The sequence below is a fragment of the Streptomyces sp. NPDC002884 genome (assembly GCF_040295245.1).
Classification (GTDB): Bacteria; Actinomycetota; Actinomycetes; order Streptomycetales; family Streptomycetaceae; genus Streptomyces.
Window position 1 is genome coordinate 526,055 of the sequence record NZ_JBEOVB010000001.1, and the last position, 17,970, is coordinate 544,024.

Sequence of the window (17,970 nt, forward strand, 5' to 3'; positions counted from 1 at the left end):
GCGGATGGACATCGCGGGCGCGCGCGGGAGGGCGGCCCGGATCGGCTCGGCGCTGCGGCGCGCGAGGACCGGACCGGCCATGCGCGAGCTGACCGGCGATCTCTCCGCCGCGCTACGGGCGCGCCCCGGCCGGCCGGCCGGTGTGCGGGACGTGTGCCGGGCGCTGTGCGAGGAGATGTCCGCGCGGCGCGGCGGACGGCCCGTCGAGGTGCGGTTCGAGCGCTTCCCCGACGAGATCGAAGTGACGGGACTGTGGGTGGAGTTCCAGGACTTCGACCTGGTCATCGTCGAGGAGCGGGCCGAGGACGTACAGCAGCTGGTCATCCTCGGGCACGAGTTGTGGCATCTGCACGCCGGTCACCGGCACCACCACGGCGTCGGCACGGTGGCGGCGGGCGTCCTGGCCGGGCAGTCCGGCTGGGACTCCCTCGCCCTGACCGTCGCCGCCCGCAACGGCTCCCGGGAGGACGACGAGGCCGAGGCCGACGACTTCGGCCACCGCCTCGCGGCCCGCTTCCGGCGCTATCTCTGCGACTCGGGACCGGCCGCCGCCGGACCGGGCGGGGAGACGGCCGCGGTCCAGCGGACCCTGGGCTATCGCGGGCGCAGGGGAACGGCTCGGTGAGTCACGGGCTGTACGTCTCCTTCTGGCTGCCCACCGTGGTCCTCGGCGCGGCCCTGGCCATCAAGCTGCCCAGCATCCTCAAGCTCTGGCGGGACCCGCTGCTGCGCGCCGTCGGCGGTCTGCTGGTCTTCGCCTGCGCCGTGTTCGTGTTCGCGGCCCCGAAGACCATCGCCTGGACCAACCGGGTCACCGGCGTGCCGAACATCGCGGCGCCCTGGGTGTACTCCCTGCTCACCGCGCTCTCCGCGTCCTGGCTGCTGCTGATCATCGCCTGGCGCAACGGCCGTACCGAGCGCTCGGCCCAGACCCGGCGGGCGACCCGCTGGGTGGTCTCCGTCTACGCGGGAGTGGTCGTCGCGCTGTGGGTGCTCTTCGCGCTCGCCGACGTACCCGTGGAACAGATCCGGGACCTGGACACCTACTACGCCAACACGCCCTTCATGCGCGAGGAGATCCTGCTCTACCTGGTCGCGCACACGGTGGCCTGCTCGGTCACCGCCCGGCTCGTCTGGAACTGGAGCCGCACCGAGGGCCTCGACGCCTGGCTGCGCTGGGGACTTCGCTTCCTGGGGGCCGGCTATGTGACGAACCTGCTGTTCAGCGCGGCCAAGCTGACGGCCGTCGGAGCCCGCTGGACCGGGCACGACCTGGACTGGCTGAACACCAACATCGCCCCGTCGGCCGCCTGCATCGCCGCCACCCTGGTCGCCGTCGGCTTCATCGTCCCGCACGCCGGCCAGTACCTCCAGGAGCGGTGGCGGATCCGCCGCCGGCACCGGAGCCTGAAACCCCTGTCCCGGCTGATGCGGAACGTCACCGGCGCCCGCGAGCCCTTCGACCTGCGCGCCACGCCGGAACTGCGCCTGATCCGGCGTGAGACGTTCATCCGCGACGCGCTGCTCCAGCTCGCCCGGCACCTCGACGACGACCTGCGCGCGCGGTCCTACGATGCGGGCGTCGCCCTCGGCTTCGAGCGCGGCCGTGCGCAGGCCCTCGCCACCGCGGTGACCCTCCTGGACGCGGTCGAGGCCCGGGGACGGGCGCTGCGGCACCCGGAGCCCCCGAAGGCCGAGCGCCCCGCCTCCTCGGCCTCCCCCGCTTCCTCGGCCTCCCTCGCCTCCTCGGCCTCTCCCGCTTCCTCGGCCGACCCGTCCGGCCCCTCCTGCCCTTCCGGCCCCTCGGTTTGTTCCCGCCCGGACACCACCTATCTCCTGCGGGAGATCCAGGCCGTGTCCCGCGTCCTTCGCCACCCCGTCGACATCCAGGCGGTCCGCGCTCACGCGGCCGCCCCGGCAGAGAGCTTGTCCACGCATGAGTGAACCCTCCAACCCCGCCAGAACCGCCGTAGTCCTGGGGGGATCCCATGCGGGCATGCTCGCGGCACGCGCCCTGGCCGGCCTCGCCGACCGGGTCGTCGTCGTCGAGCGGGACGTGCTGCCCGACGGCCCCGCCCCGCGCAAGGGCCTGCCCCAGGCCCGCCACGCCCACATGCTGTGGTCGGGCGGGGTGCGGGCGGTGGAGGAACTGCTGCCGGGCGTCACCGAGGCCCTCCTGGCCGCCGGGGCGCGCCGGGCGCCGGTCACCACGGACATGGTCGTCATGGGCGCGCGGGGCTGGTTCCGGCGCTGGCCCGAGTCGCACCACGTGATCCTGGCCGGCCGCGACCTCCTGGACGCGACGATCCGGGCCCAGGTCCTCGCGGACGACCGGATCGAACTGCTCTCCGGCGTCGAGGTGCTGGGTCTGACGGGCGACGCGGGGGCGGTCACCGGGGTCCGGGTGAGAACCCGGGAGGGATCGACGCCGGGCGCCGCCGCGACGCGGGGCGCGGGGACGGGGGCAGGGGCAGGGGCAGGGGCGAGCGGGGACGCCCGTTCGGCGACGGGCCCGAACGCGGACTCAGGTCCGGCCCCGGGCTCGGGCTCGGGCGCGCACACGGGCTCGGGCGCCGACTCGACCCCGGGCTCGACCCCGGGCTCGACCCCGGCGTCAGCCTCGGGGGCGGGTGCGGAGTGGGTGGTGGCCGGCGGGCTGGTGGTCGACGCGACCGGGCGGGGGTCGCGGACCGGGCGGTGGCTGACCGAGCTGGGGCTGCCCGCGGTGGAGCGGCGGGAGGTGGACTCCGGGCTGGCGTACGCGAGTCGTCTCTATCGCGCGCCCGAGCAGGCCAGGTCCGGGTATCCGATCGTCAACGTGCAGCCCGACCCGCGTGCCGGGGGGCCGGGGCGGGCGGGGTTTCTGCTGCCCATCGAGGACGGACACTGGATCGTCACCCTGAACGGCACCCGGGGCGGCGAACCCTCCACCGAGAGCGACGACTTCGTCCGCTTCGCCCGCGAGGAACTGCGCCACCCCGTCATCGGCGAGCTCATCGAGCGGGCCGAGCCGGTGTCCGACGTGGCGTACACCCGGGCCACCGTCAATCGTCGCCACTTCTACGAGCGGATGCCGGCCTGGCCGGAGAACCTCACCGTCCTCGGCGACGCCCTCGCCGCGTACAACCCGCTCTACGGCCACGGTCTGGCCGTCGCCGCCCAGAGCGCGGTGATCCTGCGGGACGTGGTGCGCCGACGCGGGTGGGGCGCGGCCGGGCTGTCCCGGCGGGTGCAGAAGGCGGTGGCCCGGCCCGTGAGCACCGCGTGGGACCTCGCCGTCGGCCAGGACGTGTTCTGCCCGGGCGCGACGGAGGAGGGGCCCACCCTCCGGGACCGGCTCGTGGCCGCGTATGTCGGCCGCCTGATGCTCACTGCCACCGGCAACGGGCGGATCGCCCGCCGGGTGACGGACGTGACGTCGCTGGAGCGGGGGCCCGAGGTGCTGCTGGCTCCGTCGGTGCTGCTGGCGGCCGCGATGGGGCCGTGGAAACCGGCGCTGACCGGTCCGCCGCTGACCGGGGACGAGTTGAAGCGGGCGGGGTTGGAGTAGCCCCGGGCGCCGGGCGGGTGGACGGACGGCACCGGGCCTTCCCCTCCCGGCGCCGAGCCGTCCCCCGCCAGGCGCGGAGCCGACCGCTCGCGAACGCCCGCGCCCCGCCGGCCTGTTGCCCTGCTGCCCGGTCGCCGCGCCGGGCCCGTGTTCAGCCCGCGAAGGCCGGCTGTGCCAGGCCCTTTCCGGCTCCCGGTACGACCAGCAGCGATCCGGCCACCGGGTGCGGTGACTCCAGGCCCACCCGGGCGGTGGTGATGTACAGGTCGGTCAGGTCGGTCCCGCCGAACGCGCAGGCCGTGACCCTCGGGGTCGGCAGGGTGAGCACCCGGTCCAGCTCGCCCGCCGGGGTGTAGCGGCGTACCGCTCCCCCGTCCCACAGCGCCACCCACACACAGCCGTCGGCGTCGACGGTGAGCCCGTCGGGGAAGCCGGCGCCGTCCTCGATCTCGACGAGGGTGCGGCGGTCGCTCACCCGGCCGTCCGCCGCGTACGCGAAGACGTCGACCCGGCGGGTCGGCGAGTCGATGTAGTACATCAGCGTCCCGTCCGGGCTCCAGCCCGTGCCGTTGCTGACCGCGACGTCGTCGAGGACCGGCTCGGACGAGCCGTCGCCGGTGAACCGGGACAGGGTGCCGCCGCCCGGGGCCTCGTCGTAGCGCATGGTGCCGGCCCAGAGGGAGCCGTCGGGCGCGACGGCGGCGTCGTTGGCGCGGCGGCCGGGGACCGGCTCGTGGTGCAACCAGCGAAAGCTGTCGTCCGGGTCGAGCAGGCCCACGCCGTCCCGGAGGTTGAGGACCAGACCGCCCCCGGCGCGGGGCTTGGCCGCGCCCACGTGCTGGTCGGTCACCCGGACCGTGCGGCGGCCCGTCGAGGGGTCGTAGCCGTGCAGGCGGGAGCCGAGTATGTCGAGCCAGAGCAGCCGGCCGGTGGCCGGGTCCCAGGTCGGCCCCTCGCCGAGGGTCGCCTCGGCCCGCACGGCCAGCTCGTACGACGTCGTCATCCCACGCTCCGGTAGCCCAGCAGCTCGGACAGCTCGGCGGCGCCCTTCGCGGCGAGCTGCTCCAGTTCGACGCGGCGCTCGTCGCTCCAGCGGATCATCGGCACGGAGATGGACAGGGCGGCGACGACCTGGCCCGTGCGGTCGCGCACCGGCGCCGCCACACAGCTGACGTCCGGGTTGGACTCGCGGCTCTCCACCGCGACGCCCCGCTCCCGGATCTCCGTCAGGGCCTCGCGCAGGGCGCCGGGCTCGGTGATGCTGTTCGGGGTCATCCGGATGAGGTCGGCGTCGTCGGGGATGCGCGCGCTGAGCTCCGGCTCGGAGAGCGAGGCCAGCAGCATCTTGCCTACGGAGGTGCAGTGGGCCGGAAGACGGCGGCCGGCGGCCGACACCATCCGGACCGCGTGCGTGGAGTCGACCTTGGCGATGTAGATGACGTCGGTGCCCTCCAGGATCGCCACGTGGACCGTCTCGTCACACGTCTCAGCGACGGTGCGCGCGACCTGCTGACCCTCGGCGGCGAGGTCGAGCTGCTCGGCGTAGCGGCTGCCGAGCTGGTACGGACGTACGCCGAGGCGGTACCGTCCGGGCTGTCCCGGTACGGCCACGATGTACGACCGCGCCGAGAGTGTGGTCACCAATTCGTGCACGGTGGTGCGCGGAAGCTGGAGCTTGCGCACGATATCGGGGGCGGAGAGCGATCCGTCCCCGTCGAGGAAGAGCTCGAGAATGTCGAGAGCTCGGGTCACGGCAGGTACGAGGCGTCCCACAACCGGCCCTCCCTTAGGTAGTCGTCTCAGTGCCTGTGTTCGAGATTTCAACAGGCGATCGGCATGACGAACACAGGCTGTCATACGGCGTTGCGCCGGGCAATGGTCGGGAAACGCACAGTGGCCCAGGACGGGACCTCCGGTGGGCCAGGATGGAGGGCATGCCGACCCAGAAACGCCTCGCCGGCTCCTTTTCGGTGCTCGACTTCCAACAGGTCCTGCTGCGCCGCATGGCCGATCACAATCCCGATCTGGTGGAGGACGCCCGCCACGCGCTGGGCGTCTCCCTCGCCCAGACGCGGGAGGCCAACAAGCGTTGGCAGGCGATGCTCCACTCCCCGCACGCCCGGGGCTCACTGGCCCGCTACCGCTCGGTCCTCGGCGAGCCGGAGTCCCGGTCGCCCCGCCGCGTCGGGGATCTCGACTGCGAGGCCTGGCTCTGGCCGCTGCCGCTCTGGCCCGACCTGCGCTTCGAGGTGCTCCTCGCCCCGAACGGCGGCGTCTGGAACGAGTGGCTGGTCCGCGCCCCGGGAGCCGCGCCACCGCGCCTGACGAACCTCGACGACCTCACCCCCTGGTCCTGCACGGTCGACGAGGCCGCCCGGGCCTTCGCCCCGGCCCGCCCCTTGGAGGGCACCGCCCCCACCCGCTGGGGACTGGCCTTCACGGCCCCGGACGGCTGGGGCGTGCGACGGGAGGTCGTCGCCGAGTTCACCTGGGGGCTGCTGCAACGGACGTCGGTCCGGCAGTAGGGCCGGCCGGTGGTGGCGCGGGGCGCGGGAGCGGGGGCGGTCGTCAGGGGGTGGCGGCCGCCTCCAGGATCGCCGCCACGACGGCCGCCACCGACTCCGGGTGCAGGAACAGGAACAGGTTCGGCTCGACCAGTTCCAGTTCCATCACGCGCGGCTCCCCGTCGTCGCCGTCCACGAGGTCGACGCGGGCGTAGAGCAGCTCCGGCGCGTCCGGTACGGCGGCCAGGGCGCGTTCCGCGACGGCGAGCTCGGCCGGGGTCGGGGTCCACCGCTCCAGACCGGGATGGGCGACCTTGTCCGCGTCGAAGGCGGTGCCGGGGGCCAGTACGGCCCGCTTGCGGCTGGCGTGCAGCAGACGCCCGCCGTAGAACTGAAGGGCCCGCTCACCGCCGGTGTCGATGCTCCGCATGTACGGCTGCACCATCGCCGTCAGCCCTTCGGCGTGCATCCGCGCGAGATGCCGTACGGCCTCCTCGTGCCGGTCGGGCGTGTAGCGGGCGGCGTACCGCGCGCCGGCGCCCGAGGTGGGCTTGACGACGTACTCGTGGTCGCCCGGCAGCCCCGCGGGGGCGTCGGGATCGCCCGGGGCGAGATAGCGGGTGGGGACCGTGGGCACCCCGGCCGCCGCGAGCTCCCCGATGTACCGCTTGTCGGTGTTCCAGCGCACGACGGAGGCCGGGTTGGCCAGCCGCGTCAGCTTGCCGCACCGCTCCGCCCAGGCCGTGAACTCGGCGGCGCGCCAGCTGTAGTCCCAGGTCGAGCGGATGACGGCCAGGTCGTAGGAGGCCCAGTCGACGTCGGCGTCGTCCCAGAACACGGCGTCCGCCTCGGCCCCGGCCGCCTCCAGCGCCGCCCGCAGCCCGGGAAGATCGCTGTCCTTGCTCGGCTCCGGCCGGGGGTCGTAGGTGACGAGGGCGACTCGGGGCACGGCGGGACTCCGTTCTCGTACATCTGCACATCCGCACGTCTGTCTTCGTACGTCTGTCTTCGTACGTCTGTGTCGTACCTCCGCAGGTTAACGGCCGTCCCCGCAGCCGGGACAACCCGTTTGACCTTCCCCTTCGGGGAGGCCCCAGCATCGGTGACGGAAACGAACGAGGAAATGACGGGGAGACCGTGACGGGCATACGGACGCTGACGATCGGGGCCTTCGCGCGGGCCTGCCGGCTGTCGCCGAAGGCGCTGCGCCTGTACGACGAGCTGGACCTGCTGCGGCCCGCCCGGGTCGACCCGGACACCGGGTACCGCCACTACGCGGTGGAGCAGCTGGAGCAGGCCCGGCTGGTGGCGTGGCTGCGCCGCCTCGGCATGCCGCTGGCCCGGATCCGTGAGATCCGCGCCCTCGACGATCCGGCGGCCGCCGCCCGGGAGATCCGCGCGTACTGGGCGCGGGTCGAGGCGGAGACGGCCGTACGACGGGATCTCGCCGCGTTCCTCGTGGACCACCTCTCGGACACCTCGCGCACCTCAGGAAGGGACACCGCCATGCTGGAACTCCGTTACTCCGCCCACTCCGACCGGGGTCTGGTCCGGCCCGCCAACCAGGACACCGCCTACGCGGGCGCCCGGCTCCTCGCCGTCGCCGACGGGTTCGGGACGGCCGGCGGGCCCGCGAGCAGCGCGGCCGTCGAGGCGCTGAAGTTCCTCGACACCGAGGAGGCGCCGGCGGGCGGGGTGCTCGACCTGCTGGAGGACGCGGTGCGGGGCGCGAGCGACGCCGTGCGGGACGTCTCCGACGGCACCGACGAGACCGGCACCACGCTGACCGCGCTGCTGTGGACGGGATCGCGCCTGGCCCTCGTCCACATCGGGGACTCCCGCGCCTACCTGCTGCGCGACGGCGGCCTGTTCCGCGTCACGCACGACCACACGGTCGTCCAGTCGCTGCTCGACGAGGGCCGGCTGACCCCGGAGGAGGCCCTGAGCCACCCCCGGCCCGCGATGCTCCTGAAGGCCCTGTCCGGCGGCAGCCCCGGCACCCCCGACCTCCGGCTGCACGAGGCCCGCCCCGGCGACCGCTACCTCCTGTGCTCCGACGGCCTCCCGACCGTCGTCCCCGACGAGGACATCCGCGCCCTCCTCACCACGAACCCGGCCCCGGACGCCGCCGTGCACGCGCTGGTGAGCGCCGCGAACGCGGCCGGCGGCCCGGACAACGTCAGTTGCGTCGTCGCGGACGTGGTGGAGGCGGGGGCCTGACAGGTGAGGCCCGGGCACGTGGGGTATGAACGGTTTCGTCGTGTCCCGCAGCCACTCAAGGAGTCCGTTCCGTGTCCTCTCTCTTCCCGGCCCTGACGGACGACCCGTCCGGGCGGCCCGCCCTGCGGTTCGGCGAGCGTTCCCTGACGTACGCGCAGCTCGCCTCGGCGGCCGGTGCCGTCGGTGAACGGGTCCGGGGGGAGGCGAGGGTCGCCGTGTGGGCGACCCCGTCGCTGGAGACCGCCGTCGCGGTGGTGGGCGCGCTGCTCGCCGGGGTGGCCGCCGTGCCGCTGAACCCGAAGTCGGGCGACAAGGAGCTCGGGCACATTCTGGGCGACAGCGCGCCGGGAGTGGTCCTGGCGGCCCCGGGCGACGAACTGCCCGCCGCGCTGCGTGAGCTGACACGGATCGACGTCGAGGTGGACGGCGGGGCCGGCGGGGACGGTGTCGGGGCGCCGGGCAGGGCGTCCGTGGGTGAGGAGGACCCTGCCCTCGTCGTCTACACCTCCGGCACCACCGGGCCGCCCAAGGGCGCGGTGATCCCGCGTCGCGCGATCGCCACGACCCTGGACGCGCTCGCCGACGCCTGGCAGTGGACCGGCGACGACGTCCTCGTGCACGGGCTGCCGCTGTTCCATGTGCACGGGCTGGTGCTGGGCATCCTCGGGCCGCTGCGGCGCGGCGGGTCCGTACGGCATCTCGGGCGGTTCGGGACGGAGGGCGTGACGCGGGAGCTGAGCACCGGCGCGACCATGCTCTTCGGGGTGCCGACGATGTACCACCGCATCGCGGAGGCGCTGCCCGACGACCCCGCGCTGGCCAAGGCGCTCGCCGGGGCGCGGCTGCTGGTGTCCGGTTCGGCCGCGCTGCCCGTGCACGACCACGAGCGGATCGCGGCCGCGACCGGGCGGCGGGTGATCGAGCGGTACGGGATGACGGAGACGCTGATGAACACCAGCGTCCGGGCGGACGGCGAGGCGCGGGCGGGGACCGTCGGGGTGCCCCTGCCCGGTGTGGAGCTGCGGCTGGTGGACGAGGACGGGTCGGCCGTCGAGGCGTACGACGGGGAGAGCGTCGGCGAGATCCAGGTGCGCGGGCCGAACCTGTTCACCGAGTACCTCAACCGGCCGGACGCGACAGTCGCCGCGTTCACTTCCGACGGCTGGTTCCGGACGGGTGACGTGGCCGTGCGCGACCCCGACGGCTATGTCCGGATCGTCGGGCGCAAGGCGACCGACCTCATCAAGAGCGGCGGGTACAAGATCGGGGCCGGTGAGATCGAGAACGCGCTGCTGGAGCATCCGGGGGTGCGCGAGGCCGCCGTCACCGGGGAGCCGGACGCGGACCTCGGGGAGCGGATCGTCGCGTGGGTCGTGCCGGCGGATCCCGGATCGCCTCCGGCCGAGGGCGAGTTGGCCGATCATGTGGCCCGTCGGCTGGCCCCGCACAAGCGGCCCCGCGTGGTGCGTTACCTCGACGCGCTGCCCCGCAACGACATGGGGAAGATCATGAAGCGGGCGCTGCCGTCATGACGACGCGGCGGGCGAGCGCGCGGGAGGTCGTCGCCCTCGTCGCCGACGACTTCAGCCGGTTCCCCGACCCGCCGGGCGGGCAGCGGGCGTCCGCTCCCGACGGGCCCCTCGGCTGGCCCGGCTACGACGCCTCGCGCGAGCGCGCCGCCCGGCGCACCGGCGAGTCGGAGTCCGTCGTCTGCGGCACGGGGAGCGTCGGGGGCACCCGGGCCGTGCTGATCGCCTTCGAGTTCGGCTTCCTGGGCGGATCGCTGGGCGAGCGCACCGGTGACCGGCTGGCGGCGGCGTACACGTACGCCCGTGAACACCGGTTGCCGGTCGTGCCGTTGGTCGCCACGGGCGGCAGCCGGATGCAGGAGGGCATGCTCGCCCTCACCCAACTCCAGCGGGTGGCACGGCAGTCGGCGCTCACCCGGGAGGCCGGGCTGGCGCAGATCGCGGTCCTGCGGGACCCGACGACCGGTGGCGGCTGGGCCACCCTGGGCGCGGGCGCCGATGTGGTGCTCGCGCTGCCGGACGCCCAGGTCGGCTTCGCGGGCTCGCGGGTCCGGCCGCCGGACGCCGACCCGGCCGCCTACACGGCCCGGGCGCAGGTCGCGGCGGGAGCGGCGGACGCGGTGGTGCCCCCGGCGGAGCTGCGGGACGTACTGGGCCGGTGGTTGCGGCTGCTGACCGACGGAACGCCCGGGTCCGACCGAGCGCCCGGGTCCGACGGAGCGCCCGGGTCCGACGGAGCGGCGAAGTCGTTTCGTGAGGGTGCGCCCGTCCCCGCCGCTCTCGGTGTCGCGGGGCTGCCCCGGAGCGGAATGGACGCGGTGCGGCGGGCCCGGGCGCCGGAGCGGCCCCGGGCGCGGGTCTATCTGGACGCCTACTTCACCGACCGGCTCGCGATCTCCGGCGACCGGTGCGGCGGCGTCGACCCGGACGGGATGCTGTGCGGGTTCGGTGTCCATCAGGGCCGTACGGTCGCCTACGCCGCCCAGACCGGGACGGCGACCCGGCCCGCCGGGTACCGGACGGCCGCCCGGCTGATCCGCCTCGCGGACCGGCTCGGCATCCCGGTGCTGACCCTGGTGGACACCCCGGGCGCGGCCAACGACGCCGAGGCCGAACGGCAGGGGGCGGGCGCGGCGATCGCGGAGCTGTTCGGCGTGGTCGCCACCGCCCGCACGCCGATCACCACGCTGGTCATCGGCGAGGGCGGTTCCGGCGGCGCGCTGGCCCTGGCCGCGCCCGGCCGCACCTGGGCCACCCCGGACAGCTACTTCTCGGTCATCGCACCGGAGTCGGCGGCGGCGATCCTCAAGCGGCCCCCGCGGGAGGTGGCCGCGACGGCCGATCAACTCCGTATCCGGCCGCAGGACTTGGTGGAGCTTGGCCTGATCCGGATCACGGAGGCGCGCTGAACACAGGACAATCTCCAGTACCGTCCGTGACAATGGATGCGCGCAGAGCCGCAGGACCACAACGGGTGAGGGGTTACGGGGGCACCGTGGACGCACTGGTGGAGTTCAGGACCGACGACGGTGCCGTGGTCGCCGTCGAGGCGGCCACGGAGGGCCGGCCCGGTTCCCGGCTGGTGGCCCGCGACGGGACGGTCCAGGCGGCCCGCACCTTCGAGGGCGCCCTGGAGGGTGTGCGCGCGGCCGCCGAGTCCGCGCTGCGGGTGTTCCGCGACGGGACGCTACGGCCCGACGGGGTGGAGATCGAGTTCGGGGTGAAGCTGTCGGCGGAGACCGGCGCGATCATCGCCAAGGGCACGGCGGAGGGCCACCTCGTCGTGCGGCTGACCTGGTCGCCCTCCCCCGCGGTATGAACAGCGCCGAATGGCACGCCCGGATCGAGAGCGCCGGCCAGGTGGCGGGCGCGGGCTTCCTCGTCACCCCGCGCCGGGTGCTGACCTGCGCCCATGTCGTACGGCAGGCCGATCCGGCCACCCTGGCGGTGACCTTCACCGAACGCCCCGGCGCCCCCGCCGTACCGGCCCGGGTGGTCGCCGACGGCGGCTGGGGCGGCGGCACCACCGACCTCGGCGACCTGGCCGTCCTGGAGCTGGCGCACGAGGTCCCGATCGCCCCGGCCGCGCTGGCCCCCGTGGGCGCCGCCCACGACCGGCGGCCCGACCGGCCCCGCAAGCTCGTCGTCTACGGCTTCCCGGTCGGTTTCGACGAGGGCACCCTCGCCGAGTACCGCATCACCGCCACGCAGTTGCTCAACCGCGAGTGGATCCAGCTGGAGGCCTGGCAGCCCGGCGGGCAGCCGCTCGCCCCCGGGTTCAGCGGCGCCGCGGTCGCTCTCGCCGACACCGGTGAGGTCGTCGGCATGGTCACCGCGGCCGCCGGTGACCGGGGTGTGCACAACGGGCGGATGATGCCCACCGAGGTGATGGCCCGCTACTGGCCCGATCTGGAGGGCCTGGTCCCCACCTCCGACCACCGCTCCGCCGACCGCGCCCGGCTGCGCGAGCTCGTCGGACGTGCCGTCCGCGCGGGCCTGGACGGCGATGCGGGGCGGCGGGTGCGGCTCTACGAGTCCGCCCGGGGCCCGCTGGACCCGGACGGGCCCGAAGAGGGGTTCGACTCGCTGTGGTCGGCGGCCCTGTTCGTGCTGTGCGAGGTCGACGGCGCCGACGCGGCGGCCACCGTCGCCCGGTTCACCGCCCATGTGGAGGGCCTCTTCCGGGCGCCTGTCGAGAAGGCCGCCGAGCCGGCCGTCGCGCCCGACTGGTCGCCCATCCTCGTCGACCTCCAGCACAGCGGCGCGGGCGACGGACACGTCCGTGTCGAGGTGTCCGCGTACAGCGGGGGCCGCCGGCACCCGGTCGGCTCCGGCACCGTCCCGCAGGCCGGGCTGCGCTCCTTCGTGCAGGACCGGATCGAGGCCGCCTTCCGGTATCTGACGCCCGGCTGCGACGAGTTGCTCGCGTTCGCGCTGCCCCGCGACTGGATCGACCTGCCGGTCGACCGCTGGGCGAGCACGCCCGACGACGACACCCCGCTCGGCTGTGTGTACCCGCTCGTCGTCACCGACCAGGCGCGCCGCAGGGCGGGGGTGCGGCACCAGCTGACCCGGGTGTGGAACCGGCTCGACGCGGCGCCCGGCGCCCGGGTGCACCGGGTGGAGTGCGGCAGCCCCGAGGAGCCCCGCCGGCTCCGGGTGCGGCTGCGCCAGGACGACGCCTGTCTCGCCGGCTTCGCGACCGCCCCGGCCGCCTCCCACACCCGCCCGCACTTCGACACCTCGCTCACCGCGCCCGCTCCGATGGTCGTCTGGTCCCGTGAGGGCTGTGCCGGCGGTCCCGACGAGTCCTGCGCCGGCGGGGACGGCTGCGCGGGCAAGACGTTCCTGGACGAGCTCGACACCTGCGTGTCCGGTGTGTCGCCGGCCGAACTCCCGCGCCGGGTACTGGCGCTGCGGGAGGAGGCGGACGCGGAGGACGGCCACTGGGCGCACGACATCCAGCTGCTGTGGGACGACCCACGCCTCTTCGCCGACCCGCACGGCGACGCGGCCGGTCACCCCCGCTCCCCCGTGACCTGAGCCGCGCCCGCCACGGTCTCCGCTCCGTCCTCGCCACCGCCACCGCCACCGCCACCGAGCCCCACGAGTCACACAAGCCGCACGAGCCCCACGAGTCACACCAGAGTTTCGGAGAACCATGCCGCACTGGTCCGTCTACACCGGGAACAGCGAGCCGCACGACGGCATCGCCCGGCTGCCCGCGCCGCCGCCCTGGCGGGCGTTCGACGGCGCACCCGTCGTGCCGCCGCCCCGGGACGCCGACGACAAGGCGGCCGTGTCCCCCGACCGCGTCCACCGCGCCCGCTCGTACGTCGCCACCCCCGAGAGCGTCGAACTCGTCAACGCGGCCCTGGTGCTGCGCCGCCCGCTGCTGGTCACCGGCCCGCCCGGCACCGGCAAGTCCTCCCTGACGTACGCGGTGGCACGCGAGCTGGGTCTCGGCCCGGTGCTGCGCTGGAACATCACCAGCCGGTCCACCCTGGCCGACGGCCTCTACCAGTACGACCCGCTGTCCCGCCTGTACGCGGCCCGGCAGGCGGCGTGGCGGGAACGGGACGGGGACGCCGCGGGCGGGGTCGAGGACCATCTGCGCCTCGGCCCCCTCGGCACGGCCCTGCTGCCCTACGAACGCCCCCGCGCGCTGCTCGTCGACGAGATCGACAAGAGCGACCTCGACCTGCCCAACGACCTGCTGAACGTCCTGGAGGAGGGCCAGTACGAGATCCCCGAACTCATGCGCGCGGCCCGGCACTCCGCCGAGGACGTCACCGCCGGGGTCCTGGCCGACGGCTCGGACGACCCGGTCGCCGTCACCCGGGGCCGGGTGCGCTGCCGCGCCTTCCCGTTCGTCGTCCTGACCAGCAACGGCGAGCGGGAGTTCCCGCCCGCCTTCCTGCGCCGCTGTGTCCGGCTGAAGCTGCGCCGCCCCGGTCGCGAACAGCTCACCGAGATCGTCCGGGCCCACCTCGACACCCCGCCCGGCGAGGCGGAACACCTCATCGACCGCTTCCTGACCCGTGCCGCCGACGGCGAACTCGCCACCGACCAGCTGCTGAACGCGCTCTACCTCACCGGAGTCGCCGGTCTGGACGCCGACTCCCGCGACGGGCTGGCGGAGCGACTGATGCCGTACCTCAGCGCCACGGCGGACGGCGATGGCTTCTGAGGGGACGCCGGGGGGTGACATGTCCGCCCTGGACCGGCTGACCGCACTGCTGACGGCCGCGGCGGACACCGCGCCCACCCCGCGTGAACTGGCCGAACTGCTCTGGCTCGCGGGACTGTCGAGCGACCCGGAGGAGCCGTCGGAGCCGACGGCTCCGTCAGTGCCGAACGCGGCGGGCGCACAGGCGCGGCGGGACACCGACGGTGCGGCTGCCGATGCGTCCGGCAGCGCGCACGGCAGTACGGCCGACCGTACGGCCGGGGGTGCGCCGCCGAAGTCCGAGCCCGCCGCCCCCGCCGCCCGTGTCCCCCTCCGCCTCCCCGCGCCCGCCGCCGATTCCGGTGGCGCCTTCGGTGGCGGCGGCGCCGGGAACCGTCCCGTCCTCGCGCCCGCGCCTCCGATGCTCCCGCACCCCCTCGCCCTCCAGCGGGCCCTGCGCCCGCTGAAGCGCACGGTGCCCTCGGCGCGCGCCCGTCTCCTCGACGAGCGGGCGACGGCCGACCGCATCGCCCGGCTGGGCGCCCACCCGGACGTCTGGCTGCCCGTACTGCGTCCCGCGCGCGACCGCTGGCTGCGGCTCAACCTCGTCCACGACACCGGCCCGACGATGCCGGTCTGGCGGCCCCTCGTCCGTGAACTGCACACCGTCCTGGCCCAGTCGGGCGTCTTCCGGACGGTCACCCCGCACCCGGCCACGCCCGACGGCGAGGCCCGGCACGTTCCCGACCCGGCGGACGGCCGGACGGTCACCCTCGTCGTGAGCGACTGCATGGGCCCGCAGTGGCGCCCCGGACCGGCGGGAGAGCGCTGGTACCGGACCCTGCGGCACTGGGCGACCCGGATGCCGCTGGCCGTCGTACAGCCGCTCCCGGAGCATCTGTGGCCCACGACGGCCCTCCCGGCCGTGCCGGGGCTGCTCTCCTGCGCGACCCGGGCGGCCCCGCCCTCCGCGCTCACCTTCACCCCGTACGACCCCGAGACCGCGCCCCGGCCCGGCGCGGCTCTCCCGCTCCCCGTCCTGGAGCCGGGCGCGCCCTGGCTGGCCAACTGGGCGGCGCTGGTCGCGAGTCCGGGCGGTGCGCGCGTCCCGGGCGCGGTGGCCTGGCTGCCCCCGGCCCCCGTCCCGCCCGGGTCCGCCGGGCCGGAGCCCGCCGATCCGGCCGCCCTGCCCGCCCAGGACCTGGTGCTGCGCTTTCGCGCGACCGCCTCCCGGGAGGCCTTCCGGCTGGCCGGCCACCTGGCCCTGGCCGTCCCCTCGGTTCCGGTGATGCGCCTCGTCCAGCGTGCCGTGAACCGCGACCCGCGCCCCCAGCACCTGGCCGAGGTGATCCTCAGCGGCATGCTGACCACCGTCCCGGGTCCGCCCGGCTCGTACGACTTCCGTCCCGGCGTACGGGACCTGCTGCTGCGTACCCTGCCGCGCACGACACGCGGCCGCACCCGGGAACTCCTGGACCGGATCGGCGGGTTGATCGACGAGCGGGCGGGCCTCACGGCGGGCGAGTTCCGGGCGGAGGCGGGCGGCGCGGGCGGCGCGGGCGGGGCCGACGGCGCGGCCGGTGCGTTCGCCACCGTGAGCGCGGAGACGGTACGCAGGCTGGGCGGGGGCGTCGAGGAACCGCCGCGACAGCCCGCCGGGACGGCCACGCTCCTCTTCGAGACCGCCACCGACCTCACCGCCCGGCCCGAGACCCGCATCACCCTCGAGTACGCCGTCCACGAGGTCCTCGCCCGTGGCGATCTCACCCCCCAGCAGTACGACGTCCACGTCCGCGGGAACGGCTACGTCGTCCGGATCCAGCCGGAGGCGTATCTCCTCCCGGTGCTCGCCGCCGCCCTGCGCGGGCTCCCCGGCCCGCTCGCCGAGCTCGCCGAACGGCCGCGTCTGCGGGTGACGTTCCAGGACGGGTCCGAGTCCCCCGCGCCCCCGCCGGGCGCCGCCCCCGTCCTCCTCACCGTCCCGCCGGCCCTCTACGCGGCCTTCGCCGACAGCTCCGCCGCCTCCGGACCGCACCGCTTCCGGCCGCTGTTCGGGGACGCCCCGGACGCCCCGCCGCTCGCCTGGTACTGCCCGCTGCCGCCGGAGGGGAGCGCGGCGGGAGCCGCGGGCGACCCCGGCGACGTCCGGGACCTGGTGCGCGGGCCCTTCCTCACCCGTGACCTGCGCCAGCTGGGCATCCCCGCGCCCGGCCGCACCGCGATCGTGCACACCCGTCCCGACAGCCCGCTCACCCTCCTCGACCCCGTCCTGCCCTACGACGGCCGCCCGCCGCGACCGGCGACCTACTACGAGGTCGACCTCACCCCGCAGCACGCCGTCGACCGGATCTCCCTGCCGAGCTCCGGGAAGGGCCTGTTCACCGCGGCCGTCGAACTGACCTGGCGGGTCGACGACCCGGTGGCGTTCGTGCGGGCGGAGACGGTGGGCGTGCCCGAGCGGCTGCTGGCGCATCTGCTGGCGGCGGGCTCGGGCATCACCCGCCACCACTCCGTCCGCCGGGCGGCCGGTGCGCAGCGGGCCGTCAACTCCCAGCTCGGCACCTGGCCGGTGCCGGGTCTGGCGGTGACCTGCGCGGTCACGCTCGCGCCGGACTACGCCCCGCCCCCCGAGGTGCGTCGGCCGGCCGGCCGCTCCGCGCGCCCGCTCCAGGACCTGCTCGCCGACGCCGAGACCGTGCTGTTCGGCTTCGACGGCCCGCTGACCCGGCTGTTCACGGCGACGACCGCCCGTGCGGCCGCCCTCGACCTGCTCAGGATCGTCGCCGAGCACCGCGACCCCGAGGACGCTCTGGCGGGCCGTCCGCCGGGCGACCGCGCCGCGGGGCGGGAGCTGTTCGTGCACCCGCTGGACGTGCTGCGGGCCTTCGCCCACGACCGGCTGGGCCCGCTGCTGCGGGACCGTCTCGACCGGCTGGAGCTGAGCGCCGTACCGGACGCGCCCACGACCCACCACTCCGTCGTCCTCGTCCGCACCCTGAACGACACCGGGCGCCGGGTCGGGGTGGCCACGGACGTCTGCGCGGCGGCCGTCCACCGCTATCTGGAGTCCTACCGGCTTCCGCTCCCGGCCGGCGTCCACGGCCGCGACGACGACCTCGGCCGGCTCACGCCGAACCCGCACCGGCTGCTGCACGCCCTGCGGCCGCTCGACGCGCCCGCCGCCACCGGCGTCCTGATCGGCTCCACGCTCGCCGAACTCGCCGCCGCGCGGGCCGCGGGTCTGCGCTTCCTCGGCCTCGCGCGCAATCCCACCGTCGAGCAGGCGCTGCTGGAGGCGGGCTGTGACGTGGTGGTCCCCTCCCTCACCCCGGTGCTGGAAGCGGCCCGCGCCCTGTAGTGCCGGCCGATCCGGCCGCGCGCCTCCCCGATCTGACTGTATTTCATACTTACTTTGGACAGGTGAGACAAAACCCCCATTCGGGCGCTGCTCGCCCGGCCCACCAGAAAGGGCGGCCCCCTCCCCGCCCCCGCACTATG

14 protein-coding genes are annotated in these 17,970 nt (G+C 75.2%); 11 read left to right on the top strand and 3 right to left on the bottom strand.

Annotated elements, in window-relative coordinates; genetic code table 11:
- Positions 1-4 precede the first annotated feature (4 nt).
- Genes ABT070_RS02350 through ABT070_RS02360 form a run of 3 tightly spaced genes read left to right on the top strand, consistent with a single transcriptional unit; the run spans position 5 to position 3,550 of the window.
- Positions 5-625 (top strand): toxin-antitoxin system, toxin component family protein, encoded by a 621-nt coding sequence (locus ABT070_RS02350; protein WP_351753453.1) that lies wholly within the window; start codon positions 5-7, stop codon positions 623-625.
- Positions 622-1,944 carry an MAB_1171c family putative transporter gene (locus ABT070_RS02355; RefSeq protein ID WP_351753456.1) on the top strand — a complete coding sequence of 441 codons (1,323 nt, stop codon included), beginning with the start codon at positions 622-624 and terminating at the stop codon, positions 1,942-1,944. Before ABT070_RS02350 ends, ABT070_RS02355 begins: the two co-directional genes overlap by 4 nt.
- A 52-nt stretch (positions 1,945-1,996) precedes the next feature.
- Positions 1,997-3,550: a pyridine nucleotide-disulfide oxidoreductase gene (locus ABT070_RS02360; protein ID WP_351753458.1), complete on the top strand. Its 1,554-nt coding sequence runs from the start codon at positions 1,997-1,999 to the stop codon at positions 3,548-3,550.
- A 151-nt stretch (positions 3,551-3,701) separates the two neighbouring features.
- On the opposite strand, the gene ABT070_RS02365 is transcribed toward ABT070_RS02360, so the two are convergent.
- Together ABT070_RS02365 and ABT070_RS02370 are read right to left on the bottom strand one after the other, a co-directional pair.
- Positions 3,702-4,553 (bottom strand): SMP-30/gluconolactonase/LRE family protein, encoded by an 852-nt coding sequence (locus tag ABT070_RS02365; RefSeq protein WP_351753461.1) that lies wholly within the window; start codon positions 4,551-4,553, stop codon positions 3,702-3,704.
- Entirely contained in the window at positions 4,550-5,323 is a 774-nt protein-coding gene (locus tag ABT070_RS02370; protein WP_351753464.1) for an IclR family transcriptional regulator, read from the bottom strand. The genes ABT070_RS02365 and ABT070_RS02370 overlap by 4 nt, the downstream gene beginning before the upstream one ends.
- 152 nt (positions 5,324-5,475) lie before the next feature.
- Here ABT070_RS02370 and ABT070_RS02375 point away from each other — a divergent pair, with 152 nt between their 5' ends.
- Positions 5,476-6,075, top strand: a complete 600-nt coding sequence (locus ABT070_RS02375; protein WP_451099228.1) for a hypothetical protein — start codon at positions 5,476-5,478, stop codon at positions 6,073-6,075.
- Between the two features lie 43 nt (positions 6,076-6,118).
- On the opposite strand, the gene ABT070_RS02380 is transcribed toward ABT070_RS02375, so the two are convergent.
- Complete coding sequence (locus tag ABT070_RS02380; protein WP_351753469.1) at positions 6,119-7,003, bottom strand: ATP-grasp domain-containing protein; 885 nt, start codon at positions 7,001-7,003, stop codon at positions 6,119-6,121.
- A gap of 197 nt (positions 7,004-7,200) precedes the next feature.
- On the opposite strand from ABT070_RS02380, the gene ABT070_RS02385 reads away from it, so the two are divergent.
- The 7 genes from ABT070_RS02385 (at position 7,201) to ABT070_RS02415 (ending at position 17,830) form a co-directional block, all read left to right on the top strand.
- Positions 7,201-8,274 (top strand): MerR family transcriptional regulator, encoded by a 1,074-nt coding sequence (locus ABT070_RS02385; RefSeq protein WP_351754411.1) that lies wholly within the window; start codon positions 7,201-7,203, stop codon positions 8,272-8,274.
- 71 nt (positions 8,275-8,345) lie between these two features.
- The gene (locus ABT070_RS02390) at positions 8,346-9,806 is read left to right on the top strand and encodes an acyl-CoA synthetase (protein WP_351753472.1); all 1,461 of its coding nucleotides are present in this window, start codon (positions 8,346-8,348) and stop codon (positions 9,804-9,806) included.
- Entirely contained in the window at positions 9,803-11,212 is a 1,410-nt protein-coding gene (locus tag ABT070_RS02395) for a carboxyl transferase domain-containing protein (protein ID WP_351753475.1), read from the top strand. The genes ABT070_RS02390 and ABT070_RS02395 overlap by 4 nt, the downstream gene beginning before the upstream one ends.
- 86 nt (positions 11,213-11,298) lie before the next feature.
- Positions 11,299-11,622, top strand: coding sequence for a CU044_2847 family protein (locus ABT070_RS02400; protein WP_351753478.1), 324 nt, complete (start codon positions 11,299-11,301; stop codon positions 11,620-11,622).
- Positions 11,619-13,346, top strand: a complete 1,728-nt coding sequence (locus ABT070_RS02405; RefSeq protein ID WP_351753481.1) for a VMAP-C domain-containing protein — start codon at positions 11,619-11,621, stop codon at positions 13,344-13,346. The genes ABT070_RS02400 and ABT070_RS02405 overlap by 4 nt, the downstream gene beginning before the upstream one ends.
- A gap of 118 nt (positions 13,347-13,464) precedes the next feature.
- Positions 13,465-14,493 (top strand): AAA family ATPase, encoded by a 1,029-nt coding sequence (locus tag ABT070_RS02410; protein ID WP_351753484.1) that lies wholly within the window; start codon positions 13,465-13,467, stop codon positions 14,491-14,493.
- Between the two features lie 19 nt (positions 14,494-14,512).
- Positions 14,513-17,830 carry an SAV_2336 N-terminal domain-related protein gene (locus ABT070_RS02415; protein WP_351753487.1) on the top strand — a complete coding sequence of 1,106 codons (3,318 nt, stop codon included), beginning with the start codon at positions 14,513-14,515 and terminating at the stop codon, positions 17,828-17,830.
- The last annotated feature ends 140 nt before the right edge of the window (positions 17,831-17,970 follow it).

Bases quoted from the DNA above. Each gene is read 5' to 3' on its own strand.
- ABT070_RS02350 (WP_351753453.1), top strand. From the start codon at position 5: ATGGACATCGCGGGCGCGCGCGGGAGGGCGGCCCGGATCGGCTCGGCG.
- ABT070_RS02360 (WP_351753458.1), top strand. From the start codon at position 1,997: ATGCTCGCGGCACGCGCCCTGGCCGGCCTCGCCGACCGGGTCGTCGTC.
- ABT070_RS02365 (WP_351753461.1), bottom strand. From the start codon at position 4,553: ATGACGACGTCGTACGAGCTGGCCGTGCGGGCCGAGGCGACCCTCGGC.
- ABT070_RS02375 (WP_451099228.1), top strand. From the start codon at position 5,476: ATGGAGGGCATGCCGACCCAGAAACGCCTCGCCGGCTCCTTTTCGGTG.
- ABT070_RS02395 (WP_351753475.1), top strand. From the start codon at position 9,803: ATGACGACGCGGCGGGCGAGCGCGCGGGAGGTCGTCGCCCTCGTCGCC.
- ABT070_RS02405 (WP_351753481.1), top strand. From the start codon at position 11,619: ATGAACAGCGCCGAATGGCACGCCCGGATCGAGAGCGCCGGCCAGGTG.
- ABT070_RS02410 (WP_351753484.1), top strand. From the start codon at position 13,465: ATGCCGCACTGGTCCGTCTACACCGGGAACAGCGAGCCGCACGACGGC.
- ABT070_RS02415 (WP_351753487.1), top strand. From the start codon at position 14,513: ATGTCCGCCCTGGACCGGCTGACCGCACTGCTGACGGCCGCGGCGGAC.